Raw genomic sequence first — 16,560 nt, forward strand, 5'->3', positions numbered from 1 at the left:
CGCCAGCGTAGTGAGCCGCCGCCGAGGTGCGGTGAAGCGACGCGACCGGCCGGGGAGGGGCGGGCTGCTCAGGGTGCGTCCTCGCCGCAGACCCGCAGGCCCCTGGGGGAGGCGCAGGGCAGATGGCCGTGGGTGGTGATCACGTCCTGGCCCGGGCCGCGGCTCATGTAGGCGAGGAAGCTGGAGGCCAGGGAGTCCGCGGGCGGGCGGCCGTAGGTGTAGGCGTACTCGATCTCGCGGTACGGGTAGTCGCTGAGGTCGATGTCGTCGACCGAGGGCGCCGCCCCGTCGATCGTCAGGCGGTGGAGGCCCTTGAGCGTGGTGCCCGCGCGCAGTTCGCTGTAGCCGATGGCGCCGTCGAGGCGGGCGACGGTCTGGAGGACCTGCCGGGTGCTGTCCAGCTCGCAGCGCACCACGGGGGCGTCCCGGTCGTCGCGGGTGGTGCAGTCGCGTGAGGAGTTGGCGAGCTCGTTGCGCCCGAGGACGCGGCGCTGGAAGACCTCGCGGGTGCCCGAGTTGGCGTCCCGGCTGACCAGCCGGACGGGCAGGTCGGGGCCGCCGAGGCGGCTCCAGTTGTCGATCTCGCCGCGGTACAGCCGACGCACGTCCGCCAGCGCGAGGTCCTCCAGCGGCACCGCGTCGTTGACCACGAGGGTGAACACCGAGACGGCGATGCGGTGTTCGCGCAGCCGGGGGCGCCCGGGAGGCTTGGGCCCGTCGGCGAGGGCGATCACCGAGGGGGAGCCGCCGCGGCTGCGGGCGCCGGCCTCGGCCAGGCTCCGGATGCCGGCGTTGGTGCCGTGGGCGTCGACGGTGACCTCCGCGCCCGCGCAGTCCTGCTCGTAGCGCTTCGCGAGTTCGCTGAGCACCGGCTCGAAGGCCGTGGAGCCGGTGAGGGTGAGGGCGCCCCGCGCGCAGCCCATGGGCGGACGGTGGTCGCCGCGGGTGACGATGATCGCGGCCAGGGCCACCACGCAGACCGTCAGCAGCACGGTCACCAGGCGCGCCGCCCGGCTGAACAGCGGCAGCCGCTCGTCGGTGGGGACGGCCCGGTTCGGTGTGACGTCGCCGTCCCGGATGCCGCCGGTCACCGTGACCGGGCTGCCGACCGGTCCGCCGGTGAGCAGCACCAGCAGCTTGAAGTGCTGCCCCTGGTTCAGCGGCACCCGGGGCAGATGAATCGTTCCTTCGCTGTGGCGCATCCCGGCGGCGGCCGTGAAGTGGTCCATCAGGTGGTCCGCCCCCGGCGGCTGGGTCACCGCGATGGCGCGGACCGTCCGCCCGGAGAACTCCGCCGTCAGGCCGTGGACCTCGCGCCCCGTGTAGTCGGCGTCCGCGATCGACTGGGAGCCGTCGTTCTCGATGCGCAGCAGCACCAGTGTGGCGTCCGACATCTCCGGGGCCTCGTTGAACAGCCCCAGGCGGAAGTTGGGCCGCCCGGAGCGCACACTGCTGCCGATCGGGGTGTCCATCTGTACCCGGTAGCCGATGCGGCGGCGGCGCGGCACCCGCCGCTCGTACCAGAGCACCCCGACGGAGACGAGCACACCGAGCAGCGCCGTGGCCACGGCGACGGCGTTCTCGGGATTCAGCCACTCCACGCCGCCACGGTAGGGCGCCCCGACGGCCGAACGGAGACCCAACTGCCGTGTTGTCAAAGGAAGTTCGCCCCGTGTTCAGCGTGGGGGGCGGGTTGCTCCCGTAGCCGCCCGCCCCCTCCCCGCCTGAACGGCCCGGCCCCGCGCCGCGTATGGAAGGGACGAGACCCGAGACCGTAACGGACGACCACCTGGGGCCGCGGATGAGGCACGCACGACGGAAACTGCGCCGGCTGGTGCGGCTGGCCGCCGCCTGCGGGCTGGTGTGCGGCGGGCTGATGACCTCCGGAGCGTTCGCGGGGGAGGACCCCGGCGGCCCCCGCACGGCGGCGGTCGTCGCGGGGGACCTGGTCGCCCGCTTGGGCACCGACCGGACCGCCGGGAGCTGGACCACGGCCGACGGGCGCACCGTGGTGGCGGTCACCGACCGGGACGCGGCCGCCGAGGTGCGGGCGGCCGGGGCCGACCCCAAGGTGGTGCGGCACAGCACCGACCGGCTGCTGGCCGCCGCGGAGTCCCTGCGGGAGGCGCCGCGGGTGCCGGGGACGGCCTGGTCCGTGGACTACCGGACCAACGAGGTGCGGGTCCGGGCGGACAGCACGGTCTCCGCGGACGACTGGTCCCGGATGACGGAGCTCGCCGAGTCGATCGGCGGCTTCGTCCGGATGGAGCGGACCCGGGGCGCCTTCACCACGCGGGTGGACGGGGCCTCCTCGATCATCGGCGACCAGCGGCGCTGCTCCGCCGGGTTCAACGTCACCGACGGCCGCGAGGCCTTCATCCTCACGGCCGGGCACTGCGGCCCGGAGGGCACCGCCTGGTTCCGCGGCGGGGGCCAGGGGCTCGGCCTGCTCGGGACGACGACCGCCTCGGCCTTCCCCGGCTCCGACTACTCCCTGGTCCGCTACGAGGACGAGGACGCCGCCGGCCTGACCAACACGGTCGCGATCGGCGGCGGCCGGGGCGTGCGCATCATCGGCATCGCCGACCCCGTCGTCGGCGCCCAGGTGTTCCGCAGCGGCAGCACCACCGGATTCCGCACGGGGCGGGTGACGGCCGTGAACGCGACCGTCAACTACCCGGAGGGCACCGTCTCCGGGCTGATCGAGACCACCGTCTGCGCCGAGCCCGGCGACAGCGGGGGGCCGCTGTTCTCGGAGGGGCTGGCACTCGGGGTGACCTCGGGCGGCGACGGCGACTGCAGCACGGGCGGCACGACCTACTTCCAGCCCGTGACGGACGCGCTCCAGGCGCTGGGCATGCGGATGGCGGGAATCACCGCCCCGGCGCCGCCCGGCGGCGAGCCCGGTACGGAGGCGGGAGCGCTCCCGGCACCCGGCGCCCCGCCCGCGGGCGCCACCGGGGGAGCGTCCCTGCCCGGGGCCGAGATCCCGCCCGGGCCGGGCGAGGGCCGCCGGGTGACCAGCATCGTGGAGTTCGACGACCCGGGCCTCGGGCTCGGCGTGATCGGCGCGAGCCTCGGCCTGCTGGTGGGCGCCCGCTGGATCGGTGCCGCGCAGGACCGCAGGAACTTCCGGAACTTCCAGTCGGCCAGCTGGGGGTGAGCCCCGGCTGGACACGGGCGGGGGGCGTGCCGGGACGGGCGCGGCCCCTGCCGTCCGTCCCGGCCGGGACGGACGGCAGCAGGAGGGGAGGCCGGGGTCCTACGGGGAGGGGCCCCGGCCGCCCCTCCCGCCGTCGCGGGAGGGGCCGGACCGGTCCGGTCCCTCCTCCGGACCGGCGCCGGTCCGGGCGGGGGCGCGCTTCCCCCGTTACCTTTTTCGTGGCTCCGCAATGGGGCCTCCGGCCTTCGGGTCCGGCATGACTTCCCCCCCCTTGTTGGTGATGATCCGGGGGGTGGTGTCACCGGGCCCGGAGGCATCGACGGACCGCTGATGAGGGGCTTGAGCACCGGCTTCACCCGAGCCGGAAGAGCTCTCCGTAACGTGGATGTGGCAGCTCGGTGCCGAGGCAAGGCCGGACGAAAGCGTGATGGAGGGGCCTGCACGTGATCGACACCGGCAACATCGACGTCTTCCTCGGCCTGGACGTCGGCAAGGGCGAACACCACGCCACAGCCGTCACCCCGGCCGGCAAGAAGGCCTTCGACAAGCGGTTACCCAACACCGAACCCAAACTCCGCGAGCTCTTCGCCAAGCTGAAGGCCAAGCACGGAACCGTGCTGGTCGTGGTCGACCAGCCCGCCTCAATCGGGGCCCTGCCGCTGGCGGTCGCGAGGGACATGGGCTGCCCGGTCGCCTATCTGCCCGGCCTGACGATGCGGCGGATCGCCGACCTCTACCCCGGCGAGGCGAAGACGGACGCGAAGGACGCGTTCATCATCGCGGACGCGGCCCGCGCGATGCCGCACACGCTGCGGGCGATCGACGGCGAGGACGAGACGATCGCCGAGCTGGAGATGATCGTCGGGTTCGACGACGACCTGGCCGGCGAGGCCACGAGGGTCGCGAACCGGCTCCACGGCCTGCTGACCCAGATCCATCCATCGCTGGAACGGGTCCTGGGACCGCGATTGCAGCACCCGGCTGTCCTCACGTTGCTGGAGCGGTTCGGCTCACCGGACCAGATCCGCAAGGCCGGCCGGCGACGGCTGGTGACGCTGCTGCGGCCGAAGGCGCCGAGGATGGCCGAGCGGCTGGTCGAGGAGATCTTCGCCGCTCTGGACGAGCAGACCGTCACCGTTCCGGGGACCGAGGCGGCAGCGCTGATCGTCCCGAGCCTGGCCGGGTCCCTGGCCGCCGTCCTTGACCAGCGGAAACTGCTGGCCGCACGGATCGAGGAACTGCTGGAGGCCCACCCTCTTTCGAAGGTCCTGACGTCCATGCCTGGCATCGGCGTCAGGACCGGAGCCAGGATCCTGATCGAGGTCGGCGACGGCAGCACCTTCCCGACCGCCGGCCACCTCGCCGCCTACGCCGGTCTCGCACCCGCGACCCGCAGTTCCGGGTCCTCGATCCGCGGCGAACAGCCCTCCCGAAGAGGGAACAAGCAGCTCAAGAGGGCCTTCTTCCTCTCCGCGTTCGCGGCCCTGGGCGACCCGGCATCGCGGGCCTACTACGACAAGAAGATCGCCCAAGGGAAGCACCACACTCAGGCCCTGCTCTGCCTCGCCCGACGACGGGCAGACGTCCTCTTCGCGATGCTCCGCGACGGCACCTTCTACGAACCGCAGCCCGTTAGGGCCGTCGTTCCGCAGACCTAGACCATGGTCAGGAGGTGATCCGTGGGTCCGTAATCGATCTTCCAGTCGGCATAGACCCCCGCGGCGCCGTCCTTCTGGCACCGCAGCCCAACGGTCACCCAGCGGACCGATCCGTCGTCGGCCAGGGAGAACGCGGCCGCGGTCTCGAACTCCTCGCTCCCGCACGGGCAGCAGGCCTCGCCCGGATCCGCGTCCTCCCAGAACTCCTCGCTATCCGCGATGAACGCGCGGACGCCGCAACCAGCGCACACACGCTCGGCTCCGCCCTCGACATCGTCAACGAGCACGAAGAACACGCGCCCGCCACACCCGCCGCAGACGGAAGGAACGATCTTCACCGGACGGCCCTCGGCGGCGTTCCGGAGAAACACCGCGAGCTCCGCAGAGACACCCTCGCCAACCTGATCATCAGCATGCACGGGCACATCGTTCCAGACGCCCGGACCAGCACCCATCCACCTTGACCAAAGTGATAGGGGCACCCCCCCGGGGCCCGTCCATCCGTCCCGTCAGTCCCGTCCGTCCCGTCCGTCCGTCCCGTCCGTCAGTCCCGTCCGTCCGGGCCCCGGACGGACGACGCCGGGCCTCGGACAGGCCCTCGCGGTGCCCCGGCGGTGCCCCGGCGCGACACCCTGCCGAGATCAGGCCCGGAGTCCATACAGGGTGGCCATGTCGGCCGCCCCCGGGTCCTTCCTACGCTGGCCGCATGACCCCTCATGCCGATCCGCAGACCGGCGCCGCCGTCAAGGCGGCCGACCGCGCGCACGTGTTCCACTCCTGGTCAGCCCAGGGCCTGATCGACCCGCTCGCCGTCGCCGGCGCCGAGGGGGCGTACTTCTGGGACTACGACGGGAACCGCTACCTCGACTTCACCAGCGGTCTCGTCTACACCAACATCGGGTACCAGCACCCCAAGGTGGTGGCCGCGATCCAGGAGCAGGCCGGCAGGCTCGCCACCTTCGCCCCCGCCTTCGCCGTCCAGGCGCGCTCCGAGGCCGCCCGGCTGATCGCCGAGCGCACCCCCGGGGACCTGGACCGGATCTTCTTCACCAACGGCGGTGCCGAGGCGGTCGAGCACGCCATCCGCATGGCCCGGCTGCACACCGGCCGTCCGAAGGTGATGTCCGCCTACCGCTCCTACCACGGCGGTACCGCCACCGCGATCAACATCACCGGTGACCCGCGCCGCTGGGCCAGCGACAGCGGCACCGCGGGCGTGGTCCACTTCTGGGGCCCCTTCCCCTACCGCTCCGCCTTCTACGCGGCGGACGAGGACCAGGAGTGCGCCCGCGCCCTGGCCCACCTGGAGGAGACCATTGCCTTCGAGGGCCCGGGGACCGTCGCCGCGATCATCCTGGAGACGATCCCCGGCACCGCGGGCATCATGGTCCCCCCGCCGGGCTACCTCGCGGGCGTACGCGAGATCTGCGACCGCCACGGCATCGTCCTCGTCCTCGACGAGGTCATGGCCGGGTTCGGGCGCACCGGCCGGTGGTTCGCGGCCGAGCACTTCGGCGTCGTGCCGGACCTGATGACCTTCGCCAAGGGCGTCAACTCCGGCTACGTCCCGCTCGGCGGAGTGGCCGTCTCCGACCGGATCGCCGCCACCTTCGAGCGTCGGCCCTACCCCGGCGGCCTCACCTACTCCGGTCACCCGCTGGCCTGCGCGGCCGCCGTGGCCACCATCGAGGCGATGGAGGAGGAGAAGGTCGTCGAGAACGCGGCCGCCCTCGGCGAGACCGTCGTCGGCCCCGCCCTGCGGGCCCTGGCCGAGCGCCACCCCTCGGTCGGGGAGGTGCGCGGCACCGGCATGTTCTGGGCGCTCGACCTGGTGCGCGATCGCGCCACCCGCGAGCCGCTGGTGCCGTACAACGCCTCGGGGGAGGCGAACGCGCCGATGGCGGCGTTCGCCGCGGCCTGCAAGCGCGGCGGCCTGTGGCCCTTCGTGAACATGAACCGCACCCATGTGGTCCCGCCCTGCAACATCACCGAGGCCGAGCTCAAGGAGGGCTTCGCGGCCCTCGACGCGGCGCTCTCGGTCGCCGACGAGCACACGGTGTGACGGGCGGCAGCTCAGCGGCCCGTGCCCGGTGCTCCGGGCACGGGCCCCCGGCCGCGGGGCCCCGGCCGCGGGGCCCCGTGACCACGACCGGTACCTCCCGTCGGTCCGCCCCCGGGGGAGGGCTCCGCGCGGAGCCCTCCCCCGGGGTGCTCACGCCCCGCGCTCCACCTCCAGGTACCGGCTCCCCCGGGGGCCGCGGTAGAGCAGCGCCTCCCAGCCGAGGCCGAGGAGCACCCGCGCGCAGCCCTTGAGCCGGGCCTCCGCCTCGTGGGCCGCCCCGCTGCCGGGCGGCCCGAGCCATTCCACCCGCACCGTGCCCGGCCGCTCGCCCCCCGCGACGCGGTAGCCCGTCGCGGTGCGCCTCCCGTCCGGGGCCGAGGCCGAGGGGGGCAGCCCGGAGGCCTCCAGCGCCAGGGAGACGGCGCGGACCGTCCGGTGCACCTCCCACGGCGCGGGCACCGCCTCCGGGTCGGCGGCGGCGGGCGAGGTCACCCGGCGGATCGCCAGCAGCGCCTCGAACGCCGCCCGCACCTCCGCCGCCCGGCCCGGGGCGTCCCCCGGGCCCGCCCCGTCACCGCTCGCGGGCTCGAAAGCATCCGTCACGCGTGCCTCTCCCTTCCCCTGCGGACCACACGTCCCAGAACTCACTCGTCCGGCCCTGGCCTATCGTGTCCGGGACCGAAGCAGAGGAGAAGCCCACGATGCCCGGCAACGGCTACGGCAGCGGCGGCAGCGCCGTCACACGCAGCACCCTGCGTCAGCAGATCGCGGACGCGCTGCGGGACGAGGTGCTCGCCGGGCGCCTGGCCCCCGGGCAGGGGTTCACCGTCAAGCACATCGCCGACCAGTACGGCGTCTCCACCACCCCGGTGCGCGAGGCACTCGTCGACCTCAGCGCCCAGGGGCTGCTCGAATCCGACCAGCACCGGGGCTTCCGGGTCCACCGCTTCACGGTGGACGACTTCCGCACCATGGTCCGCGCCCGCGCCCTGGTCGTGGACGGCATCTTCCGCGGCGGCTCCGGGCGCCCCGCCGGCTCCTTCGACGTGCGGGCCCTGACCTCGGTGCGCCGCCGGGCCGAGGAGGCCGCCCGCGCCGCCCGCGCCGGTGACCTGGACGTCCTCATCGGCTACGACCTGCGGTTCTGGCGGGAACTCGCGGAGGCCGTCGGCAACCCCTACATCGCGGACTTCCTCCACCGGCTCCGGGTCCAGGCCTGGGTCTTCGCCGTGCCCCGGCTGCGTCCCGACCCCCGTGCGGCCCGGTGGCTGTGGGGCGGGCACGAACACCTGGTGGACGCCGCCACCCGGGGCGACGCCGAGGCCGTGCGCGCCGAGATCCGCTCCTGCGACGCTCAGGCGCTGGCCTGGGCGGACCACCTGGACGGCGGCTCCCGCGCCCCCTCCGCCACCCCCGGCACCGCGCCCCCCGACCGCGCCGGACCGGGTCCGGGCGACCGGCCGGGGGCGGCATGAGCGCCGACCCGAGTGTGCTCGTCCCCGCCTCCGGCGAGGTCGACCTGAGCGTGGTCGTCCCCGCCTACAACGAGGAGGACCGCCTCGGTCCCACCCTCGACGCGATACGGGCGCACCTGCGCACCGACCCCGGGCGCTGGGGCGCGTGGGAGCTGATCGTCGTCGACGACGGCTCCACCGACGCCACGGCCAAGGTCGCCGAGGAGGCGGCCGCCGAGGACCCCCGCGTCCGGCTCGTCTCCTCGGGGGCCAACCGCGGCAAGGGCCACGCCCTGCGCGCCGGGGTCCTGGCCTCCTGCGGCCGCCGCGTGCTGATCACCGACGCGGACCTGGCCACCCCCGTCGAGGAACTGGACCGCCTCGACGGGGAGCTCGCGCACGGCGGCGCGGACGCCGCCATCGCCTCCCGCGCCCACCCCGGCTCCCGCATCGAGGTCCGCCAGCGGAGGCTGCGCCAGTGGCTGGGCCGCGCGGGCAACCTGCTCATACGGCTGCTGGCCGTGCCCGGCATCCGGGACACCCAGTGCGGCTTCAAGCTCCTCGACGGCGACAAGGCCCGCGGCGCCTTCGCCGGGGCGCGCCTGCGCGGGTGGGGCGTCGACGTCGAGATCCTGCGCTTCTTCCACACGCGGGGCTGGCGGGTCACCGAGGTCCCGGTGCGCTGGTCCCACGTCGAGGGGTCCAAGGTGCGGCCCGCGGACTACGGACGGGTGCTGCTGGAGCTGCTGCTCCTGCGCCTCAGGGCCGTCACCCGCACCGACCTGGCCGTCGCGGGCCTGTTCCTGCTGGCCTCCGTGCTGCTCTACCGGGGGCTCTGGGCCGACCTCGACCACGGCTACCTCAGGGACGCGGGCCAGGACCAGAACCAGTGGGAGTGGTTCTTCGCCGTCACCGCCGACAATGTCGCGCACCTGCGCAATCCGCTGTTCACCACCCTCCAGAACCATCCCGACGGTGTGAACCTGATGGCCAACACGGCCATGCTCGGCCTGTCGGTCCCCCTCACCCCCGTCACCCTGCTGCTCGGCCCCACCGTCACCTGGGCCCTGGTGCTCACCCTCGGCCTCACCGCGACGGCCACCGCCTGGTACGCGCTGCTGGCGCGCCGGATCGCCCGCCACCGCTGGGCCGCCGCACTGGGCGGCGCCTTCGCCGCGTTCGCCCCGCCGATGGCCTCGCACGGCAACGCCCACCCCAACTTCCTCGTGCTGTTCATGATCCCGCTGATCGTGGAGCGGGCCCTGCGGCTGTGCGAGGGGCGAGCCGTGGTGCGCGACGGCGTGGTGCTGGGGCTCTTCGCGGCGTACCAGGTGTTCCTGGGCGAGGAGCCGCTGCTGCTGGCCGCCATGGGCATGATGCTCTTCGCCGCCGCCTACGCGGTCGCCCGTCCCGACATCGCACGGGTGGCGTGGCGGCCCCTGCTGCGCGGGCTCGGGATCGCCCTGGGGGTCTGCCTGCCGCTGGTCGCCTTCCCCCTGGGCTGGCAGTTCTTCGGGCCGCAGAGCTACACCAGCGTCATGCACGGCGACAACACCGCCAACAGCCCGCTCGCCCTGCTCGGCTTCGCCGGCCGCTCGCTGGCCGGGACGGACGCGGGGGCGGACCCGCTGGCGATGAACCGCACCGAGCAGAACGCCTTCTACGGCTGGCCCCTGGCCGCCCTCGCCACGGCGCTGGTGATCCGCCTGTGGCGCCACGCCCTGGTCAAGGCGCTGGCCTTCACGGCCGTGGCCGCCGCGGTGCTGTCCCTGGGCTCGAAGATCCGCCTGCCGTACACGGACCTGGAGGTCACCGGCCCCTGGCGGCTGCTGGCCCACCAGCCGCTGTTCGAGTCCGTGATCGAGTCGCGCACCGCGATGATCTGCGCGCCGGTCCTCGGCATGCTGATCGCCCTCGCGGCCGACCGGCTCGCGGCGCCCCGTCCGCGGGCCCACCGTGCCGCCGGGTACGCCGTGCTGGCCGCGGCGCTGGTCCCGGTGGTGCCCACGCCGTACCCGGTCAGGGAGCGGGCGGAGATCCCCGCCTTCGTCACCGAGGGCACCTACCGCTCCTACCTGGCCGAAGGGGAGTCGCTGGTCACCGTTCCGCTCCCCGACCCGGGCAGCGCGGACGCCCTGTACTGGCAGTCCGCCACCGGCCTCGGCTTCCCGCTCGCGGGGGGCTACTTCAACGGGCCCTGGGGCCCCGACCGCATCGGCATCTACGGCGCCGTGCCGCGCCACACCTCCCATCTGCTCGGCGAGGTGCGCTCCACCGGCCAGGTGCCCGAACTCGGCCCCGGGTGGCAGGAGCAGGCCCGCGCCGACCTGGAGTCCTGGCGGGCCGGGGTGGTGGTGCTGGCGCCCCAGCACCACGGCGAGGCGCTCTACGAGACGGTCAACCGGCTCCTCGGGAAGCAGGGTGAGCGGGTGGGCGGTGTGTGGGTATGGGACGTGGGAGAGGACGACGGGGCGCGGTGACCGCCCTCTACGCCGCGCCCACCCCCGGTACTAGGCTGTTCCGTCCACCGCCGCCCACGCCGGACCAGCCGTCCGGCCGGGCGCCCCGACCGACCACCCGACCCGAACCGAGGACCCATCCCAGGACCCCTTGCCAGGACCGTGACCCAGGACCCCGTGCCAGGACCCCGCCCCAGGACCGTGACCCGGGAACCGTGACCCGGGATCCGCGGGCCCGGACCGGAAGGCCCGGCCCGCCGCCCGCCGCACGGCCGCGTTCGGCCCCGGCCGGCGGCAGCACGGCCCGGCCCGGACCGCACCGCACGCACCGAACGACCCCCGTTCCCGAACCGCTGAGAGCGAGCCTTCCCTTGGCCTGTGACCTGTGGCTGGTCCCCCTCGTCGACGTGCTGTGCCACAGCCCCGACAACCCCTTCGCCGAAGAGATCGCCTCCTACGACAAGGCGCTGACCGGAGCCGGACTGCCGACCGTCCCCGTCTTCGCCTACATGCCGGGCCTCTCGGGCGACGTCGCACCGGTCGCCGGGTTCGACTACGACGCGCTGCACTTCCTGCGCCGCGCCTACCTGCTCCAGCTCTGCGGGCTCCCGGTGACGCCCGTCGACGAACTGGGCGGCGACTACGAGCAGTTGCTGGAGATGTTCGAGTCGACGGCGCAGCAGTCGCATCTGGTGTGGCACTACGACCACGCGGGCGCCTACGTGCCCGTGGACTTCACCGCGCCCCTGTTCAACGACGAACTCCTGGAGGGCGGGGGCCCCCTGGGCTCCACCCAGGGCCTGCTGCGCGAACTGGAGTACGTGGCACCGTCCATCGGCATCGACCCGGCCAACCCGCCCGCCGCCCCGGCCCCGCCCGAGCGCCCCACGGCCCTGGAGGAGCCCGCCGGGCCCATCCCCTACGACGAGAGCCCCTTCGCGCGCGAGCGCCACGTCTGGCTGGGGCTGCACGCCGCGGCGACGCGCAGCCTCGGGCAGGGATCGATGATCATCTTCAGCTGACGGCGCCGCACGGCGAACCCTCGCGAGGCCGCCACGGCGAAGGCCCCGGACCGGTGTCCGGGGCCTTCGTGCTGCCCGGCAAGCACAGCTTCGGCGGGCCGGTTTGGTGACGCGTCACGAAATCCCGCCCGGGAGTTGGGGTTCCGTCACAGGCCCGACGCGCCGAGCGGGCGCTTAGTCTTCCGGCACCGATCGGGTGAACGCCTCCCGGGGAACGGGCCGTGGCTCCGCGGTCCTGCCCTCCGGGCGCCGGACCATGCCCGGAGCCGCAGACGATCCCCAGAGCCGGGGACCATCCCCGAAGGAGCTCCCCCATGCCCTTCCGCTTCACCAGCCGCGCCCTGTCCGCGTGCGTCGCCGCCGCCGCGGCGGCCGCACTCGGCCTCGGCACCGCCGCGCCCGCCCAGGCCGCCGCGGACCCCCTCCGTTACGTCGCCCTCGGCGACAGCTACAGCGCGGGGTCGGGCATCCTGCCGCTCGACCCGTCGGCCTCGCTGCTGTGCGCCCGGACGACGAAGAACTACCCGAACCTCCTCGCCGACCGCCTCGGGGCCGAACTGACCGACGTCACCTGCGGCGGTGCCGAGACCAAGGACTTCGCCACCGCCCAGTACCCGGGCGTCCCCGCGCAGTTCGACGCCCTGGACGCGGACACGGACCTGGTGACGCTGACCATCGGCGGCAACGACAACGGCACCTTCATCACCGCCATCGTCGCCTGCGGCGGCCTGGGCGTCCTCACCCTGGGATACGGCAGCCCCTGCAAGGACACCTACGGCAGCAAGTTCTCCGACGACATCGCCGGCAAGACGTACCCCGCGGTGAAGGCGGCACTCCAGGAGATCAAGAGACGCTCCCCCCGGGCCGAGGTCGCCATCCTCGGCTACCCCTGGATCGTGCCCCAGCAGAGCGTCCGGGGCTGCTACCTCAAGATGCCCATCGCCAAGGGCGACATCCCCTACCTGCGCGGCATGCAGGCGGACCTGAACGCGGCGGTCGAGCGGGCGGCCGACGAGGCCGGGGCGACCTTCGTCGACATGGCCGCGGCCTCCGACGGGCACGACGCCTGCCGGTCCTCGGGCACCCGCTGGATCGAGCCGCTGCTCTTCGGCACCAACGTGGTCCCGGTGCACCCCAACGCCGCGGGCGAGGCCGCGATGGCGGACCGGGTGGCGGCGGCGCTGCGCGTCGGCTGACCGGCGCCGGCCGCGACCGCACCGCGCGCGACGGAGGCCGGTGCACCCTCGGGTGCGCCGGCCTCCGCCGTCCTGCCGTCGTCGTCCTGCCTCCGTCGTGCGTCCTGCCGTGGTGCGTCGTCGTGCGTCCTGCGACGTCGGCCCCGGCCCCGCGCGGGGCCGGGGCCGCACGGGTGCCGGGTGGGTGGGGGCCGCCGGTCAGCGGGGCGGCTCCGGCGGCCGCTGGCGGGGCATGTTGGGGCGGGTGCCGGGAGGCAGCGGGAACCTGCCCTGGATGACCCCCGCCGACTGCCCGGACTGCCCGGACTCGGTGCCGCGGCCCGGCAGCGGCGAGAGGGACAGGGGCGAGGGGCCCGGCGCGCGGAAGTTCGTCATCCAGTCGGAGGTCTCGTTGCGCACCAGGTCCGCCACGTCCTCCGTGAAGCGCCGCAGCACCCCCAGACAGCGCTCGGCCGCCTCGCCCGCGGTGCCCTCGGCCGGGCCCAGGACCTCCCGCACGCTCTCCGAGGCCCAGTCGAACTGGAGCACCTGCAGACGGCGCTGCACCGCCTGCGCGGTGGCCACGCTGCGCATCCAGCCGGCGGTCAGCCCGAAGTAGCGGTCGGCACCGGTGAAGGCGGCGGCCGCCAGCAGGGACAGGTACCCCCAGGGCGCGCCCGAGGCGACCGCGCCCGCGAGGTCGAGCAGCGGCAGCGCCGCTCCACCGGCCACCCCCAGCGCGGTGCCCAGGCGCAGCAGCCGGGCCCAGCGGCGCTTGCGGGTGCGGTCCGACAGATACCAGTCGGCCGTGCGCAGCGCCTCCGCCTCCACCCAGCGGTAGAGCTCGTCGAGCCGGGCCGCGGGCTCGCCCCAGTCCCCCTGGGGAAACGCCCGCCCGGTCAGGTCACCCAGCGGCTCCTTGCCGCCCTCCTCCCGGGCGGGCCTCCCGGGTTGCATCTCCGGCTGGCTCACCGGTGCGCTCCTCTACCTCTGCGGCTTCGCTGAAAAGGTGCTCAAAAGGTGCTGACGTTACACCGTGCGACGTACGGTGCGCGCGTGCGTTCTGGTGCCCCCGTAGATGTGCTGGCCCCTTTCATACCGCCGAATGGAGGTCCCTGGGCCGTGGATCGCGGTATTTCCGTCCGCACGGGCGGTGTGATCAGGTAAAGGCGCCTGGTCAAGGACGGTGTCCCTCACCCGAAAGAGTTGGCCGCCGCCGGGTGGGGCGCCGACTGCGGGTACCACGTAGGCTCGGCCGTACCGAAGCGACATCCGTACGGACAGGAGTGACCGTGATTCCCGGTGGTGGGCAGCCCAACATGCAGCAGTTGCTCCAGCAGGCGCAGAAGATGCAGCAGGACCTGGCGCGTGCCCAGGAGGAACTGGCCCTGACGGAGGTCGAGGGCCAGGCGGGCGGCGGCCTCGTCACGGCGACCGTCAACGGCTCCGGCGAGCTGCGCGGCCTGGTGATCGACCCGAAGGCCGTCGACCCGGAGGACACCGAGACCCTCGCCGACCTGGTGGTCGCCGCCGTCAAGGCCGCCAACGACAACGCCCAGAAGCTCCAGCAGGAGAAGCTGGGCCCGCTCGCCGAAGGGCTCGGCGGCATGCCGGGGCTCCCCTTCTGAGGGCCCGCCCGAGGGGGCCTCGCCCCCCGGGCCGCCGGGCGCCCGCAGGGGGCCCGGCGCGTTGGCCGGAGGCAGGCGGGCGGTGGGCGCGTACGGTGGCGTCCACCTCCGGTCCCGGCAGGCGTCTTCTGTGCGCCACCGTCACCAACTACCGTGAGCAGCAAAGAGCGCAAGGAAAGGCGTCCCGTTGTACGAAGGCGTGGTTCAGGACCTCATCGACGAACTGGGCAGGCTGCCCGGCGTCGGTCCCAAGAGCGCGCAGCGGATCGCCTTCCACATCCTCCAGTCCGAACCGGCGGACGTGCGCCGCCTGGCGCAGGCGCTGCTGGAGGTCAAGGACAAGGTGCGGTTCTGCACCGTCTGCGGCAACGTCGCCCAGCAGGAGCAGTGCGCCGTCTGCCGCGACACGCGGCGCGACACGTCGGTCATCTGCGTCGTGGAGGAACCGAAGGACGTGGTCGCGATCGAGCGGACGCGCGAGTTCCGCGGCCGCTACCACGTCCTCGGCGGGGCCATCAGCCCCATCGAGGGCGTCGGCCCCGACGACCTGCGCATCCGGGAACTGCTCGCGCGGCTCGCCGACGGCACCGTCACCGAGCTCATCCTGGCCACGGACCCCAATCTTGAGGGCGAGGCGACCGCCACGTACCTCGCACGCATGGTGAAGCCGATGGGACTCAAGGTCACGCGGCTGGCCAGCGGCCTCCCGGTGGGGGGAGACTTGGAATACGCCGACGAGGTCACGCTCGGTCGTGCCTTCGAGGGGAGACGACTGCTCGATGTCTGACGCCATGCTGCACGCGGTGGGCCAGAACCCGGACGACTTCGCCGTCCAGGTAGCCGACTCGATCGAGTCCTTCATCGTCGCGACCACCGAGGTCGCCAAGGGGGACGAGCCGGACAGCGCGGTGCCCTTCCTGCTGCTGGAGGTCTCCCAGCTGCTGCTCACCGGCGGGCGCCTCGGCGCGCACGAGGACATCGTCCCCGAGGAGCGCTACGAGACGGACACCGGGCCCGACATGGACGTCGACGAGCTGCGCGAGCGCTTCGCCGTGCTGCTGGACCCGATCGACGTCTTCTCCGAGGTCTTCGACCCCTACGAGCCGCGCAAGGCCCCGGTGCCCTCGCGGATCTCGGACAGCCTCGCCGACATCGTCACCGACCTGCGCCACGGACTGGCCCACTACCGGGCGGGGCGGACCACCGAGGCGCTGTGGTGGTGGCAGTTCTCCTACTTCTCCAACTGGGGGCCGACCGCCTCCGCGACGCTGAGGGCGCTCCAGTCGCTCGTCTCGCACGTCCGCCTGAACCAGCCGCTGGCCGCGCTGGACGGGCTGGACACGGACGAGGACCTCACCGAGGAGGTGCTGGCCGAGGAGGCCGGCAAGGTCATGGCGGAGGAGATCGCCGCACCCCTGGGGCTGCGCCGGGCGCGCTGAGCGGACACCCCCGGTGCAGGCCGGGCGGCGGACACAGCGGAACCGGACGGGACCGGTAGCCGGTAGGTGGGACCGGTATACGGAACCGGTATGCGGACGAGGCCGTACCGTCTCCGGCCGCTTGCTACGGTCGGCCACCGACCGGAGGACGAGCAGCGGGAAGCGGGGGCACAGGGGTGGCGGCGCAGGGGTGGAGCACCGTACGCAGACGGACGGCGCGGGCCGGTGCGGCCGCGGGAGCGGTCCTGCTCCTGGCGGTCGGGTGCGCCACCCAGGAGGACCAGCGCCCCACGGTCGTGCAGGAGGCGCCGAGCGCCCCGCCGCCCGCCTCCGCCGCCTCCGCCCCGGTCTCCGCGGCACCCTCCGCGTCGCCCTCGCCCACGGGGACGGCCACCCCTTCCGCGTCCGCGGCCCCCTCGGCGCCGAGCGCCGCGCCCACGAGGACGGCGACCCCGTCGGCACCGCCCGCGAGCCCCGCGCCGCGCCCGGCCGCGCCCACC

At 74.0% G+C, this 16,560-nt stretch carries 15 protein-coding genes; 10 read left to right on the top strand and 5 right to left on the bottom strand.

Features of this window, described 5'->3' with window-relative positions; translation table 11 throughout:
- Nucleotides 1–68: 68 nt before the first annotated feature.
- Nucleotides 69–1,601: a substrate-binding domain-containing protein gene (locus tag ACGF15_RS20970; RefSeq protein WP_392800934.1), complete on the bottom strand. Its 1,533-nt coding sequence runs from the start codon at nt 1,599–1,601 to the stop codon at nt 69–71.
- A 200-nt stretch (nt 1,602–1,801) separates the two neighbouring features.
- Here ACGF15_RS20970 and ACGF15_RS20975 point away from each other — a divergent pair, with 200 nt between their 5' ends.
- The gene (locus ACGF15_RS20975) at nt 1,802–3,163 is read left to right on the top strand and encodes a S1 family peptidase (RefSeq protein WP_345611578.1); all 1,362 of its coding nucleotides are present in this window, start codon (nt 1,802–1,804) and stop codon (nt 3,161–3,163) included.
- A 443-nt stretch (nt 3,164–3,606) separates the two neighbouring features.
- Complete coding sequence (locus tag ACGF15_RS20980; RefSeq protein WP_392800937.1) at nt 3,607–4,821, top strand: IS110 family transposase; 1,215 nt, start codon at nt 3,607–3,609, stop codon at nt 4,819–4,821.
- Here ACGF15_RS20980 and ACGF15_RS20985 read toward each other — a convergent pair.
- Nucleotides 4,818–5,240 (bottom strand): hypothetical protein, encoded by a 423-nt coding sequence (locus tag ACGF15_RS20985; protein WP_256523408.1) that lies wholly within the window; start codon nt 5,238–5,240, stop codon nt 4,818–4,820. The two genes, ACGF15_RS20980 and ACGF15_RS20985, sit on opposite strands and share 4 nt — an antisense overlap.
- 287 nt (nt 5,241–5,527) lie before the next feature.
- On the opposite strand from ACGF15_RS20985, the gene ACGF15_RS20990 reads away from it, so the two are divergent.
- Nucleotides 5,528–6,883, top strand: coding sequence for an aspartate aminotransferase family protein (locus ACGF15_RS20990; RefSeq protein ID WP_345611576.1), 1,356 nt, complete (start codon nt 5,528–5,530; stop codon nt 6,881–6,883).
- A gap of 150 nt (nt 6,884–7,033) precedes the next feature.
- Here ACGF15_RS20990 and ACGF15_RS20995 read toward each other — a convergent pair whose 3' ends face one another.
- On the bottom strand, nt 7,034–7,486 hold the full coding sequence (locus tag ACGF15_RS20995; protein ID WP_362615334.1) for a hypothetical protein: 453 nt from the start codon (nt 7,484–7,486) through the stop codon (nt 7,034–7,036).
- Nucleotides 7,487–7,584: 98 nt separating this feature from the next.
- On the opposite strand from ACGF15_RS20995, the gene ACGF15_RS21000 reads away from it, so the two are divergent.
- From ACGF15_RS21000 to ACGF15_RS21015, 4 genes are all read left to right on the top strand, one after another.
- Nucleotides 7,585–8,358 carry a GntR family transcriptional regulator gene (locus ACGF15_RS21000; RefSeq protein ID WP_392800942.1) on the top strand — a complete coding sequence of 258 codons (774 nt, stop codon included), beginning with the start codon at nt 7,585–7,587 and terminating at the stop codon, nt 8,356–8,358.
- The gene (locus ACGF15_RS21005) at nt 8,355–10,817 is read left to right on the top strand and encodes a dolichyl-phosphate beta-glucosyltransferase (RefSeq protein ID WP_345611570.1); all 2,463 of its coding nucleotides are present in this window, start codon (nt 8,355–8,357) and stop codon (nt 10,815–10,817) included. Before ACGF15_RS21000 ends, ACGF15_RS21005 begins: the two co-directional genes overlap by 4 nt.
- A gap of 350 nt (nt 10,818–11,167) precedes the next feature.
- A complete protein-coding gene (locus ACGF15_RS21010) occupies nt 11,168–11,818 on the top strand; it encodes a hypothetical protein (RefSeq protein ID WP_345611568.1) in 651 nt (216 codons plus the stop codon).
- 314 nt (nt 11,819–12,132) lie between these two features.
- Nucleotides 12,133–13,014, top strand: a complete 882-nt coding sequence (locus ACGF15_RS21015; protein ID WP_345611565.1) for an SGNH/GDSL hydrolase family protein — start codon at nt 12,133–12,135, stop codon at nt 13,012–13,014.
- 198 nt (nt 13,015–13,212) lie between these two features.
- Here the strand turns inward: ACGF15_RS21015 and ACGF15_RS21020 are convergent, their stop codons facing one another.
- A complete protein-coding gene (locus ACGF15_RS21020; RefSeq protein WP_345611559.1) occupies nt 13,213–13,965 on the bottom strand; it encodes an SLATT domain-containing protein in 753 nt (250 codons plus the stop codon).
- A gap of 320 nt (nt 13,966–14,285) precedes the next feature.
- Here ACGF15_RS21020 and ACGF15_RS21025 point away from each other — a divergent pair, with 320 nt between their 5' ends.
- From ACGF15_RS21025 to ACGF15_RS21035, 3 genes are all read left to right on the top strand, one after another.
- Entirely contained in the window at nt 14,286–14,621 is a 336-nt protein-coding gene (locus ACGF15_RS21025; RefSeq protein ID WP_256522603.1) for a YbaB/EbfC family nucleoid-associated protein, read from the top strand.
- A gap of 187 nt (nt 14,622–14,808) precedes the next feature.
- A complete protein-coding gene (gene recR / locus ACGF15_RS21030) occupies nt 14,809–15,408 on the top strand; it encodes a recombination mediator RecR (RefSeq protein ID WP_345611551.1) in 600 nt (199 codons plus the stop codon).
- Nucleotides 15,401–16,060, top strand: coding sequence for a DUF5063 domain-containing protein (locus ACGF15_RS21035; protein WP_345611548.1), 660 nt, complete (start codon nt 15,401–15,403; stop codon nt 16,058–16,060). Before recR ends, ACGF15_RS21035 begins: the two co-directional genes overlap by 8 nt.
- 124 nt (nt 16,061–16,184) lie before the next feature.
- On the opposite strand, the gene ACGF15_RS21040 is transcribed toward ACGF15_RS21035, so the two are convergent.
- Entirely contained in the window at nt 16,185–16,559 is a 375-nt protein-coding gene (locus ACGF15_RS21040) for a hypothetical protein (protein WP_392800950.1), read from the bottom strand.
- Nucleotide 16,560: the final 1 nt, after the last annotated feature.

Source organism: Streptomyces sp. NPDC048001 (assembly GCF_043203115.1).
GTDB lineage: Bacteria > Actinomycetota > Actinomycetes > Streptomycetales > Streptomycetaceae > Streptomyces > Streptomyces sanyensis.